Source organism: Halorubrum sp. Atlit-26R (assembly GCF_003666015.1).
In the GTDB taxonomy this organism is placed as follows: Archaea; Halobacteriota; Halobacteria; order Halobacteriales; family Haloferacaceae; genus Halorubrum.
The window spans coordinates 1-580 of sequence record NZ_QPLT01000307.1; the positions used below are offsets into that span (position 1 = coordinate 1).

The 580-nt window shown below is 55.2% G+C and carries 1 protein-coding gene and 1 pseudogene; both read right to left on the reverse strand.

Going from position 1 to position 580, the window contains the following annotated elements:
• Positions 1–153 (reverse strand): annotated as a pseudogene (locus tag DVK07_RS24000) (IS200/IS605 family transposon protein TnpB); the annotation flags it as partial.
• Positions 150–326, reverse strand: a complete 177-nt coding sequence (locus DVK07_RS23490) for a hypothetical protein (RefSeq protein WP_199719701.1) — start codon at positions 324–326, stop codon at positions 150–152. The gene DVK07_RS23490 and the pseudogene DVK07_RS24000, both read right to left, overlap by 4 nt.
• Positions 327–580 lie beyond the last annotated feature (254 nt).

A 580-nucleotide genomic window follows, 5' to 3' on the forward strand; every position in this document is an offset into this window, starting at 1 on the left:
ACAGTCCCAGACGCTCTCTCCGGTAAAGAATCGTTGCCGCCGCTCGTAGGTCAACTCGTTCCAGAGGCTTGCTGACGCATCGAGGAGACGTCGAAGGATGGTGCCGGCCTGTTTCGACTTGGGAACGATCTCGAAGGAGTTGGTCCGTCTCATCGGTCGGACTCACCCCACATTCGCGGCACGTAGCCAAGCTGTTCGATATCGTCCGCGTAGTCCCGCAGTAGTCCGATGAGGACGATCTCCGGGATGCCGTTCTCGGCCTGCTCGACTAACCACTGTTCCAGTTCGACTTCGGCCTCCTCGATTTCGTTCAGTTCGACCGCCATCGATCACCGCGCCTCCGTCTGTCGATACACCTGTCGCTGCTGGTGGCGTTGCATCTCGAATCACCTCTGCTGTGCAGGCACGACCGAACGCGCCTACACCCTTTACAGGCGCTAAAAACCAATACGGTGCTCCATCATTCTGATAAAGGAGAACTATTTAACGGACACCCATATCAACAGAAGATATGACACCAATTCGCAGGCGACTTTTTGCGGGGTTGGTTGCTCTACTTCTCTTGGTTATCGGTCTTTTT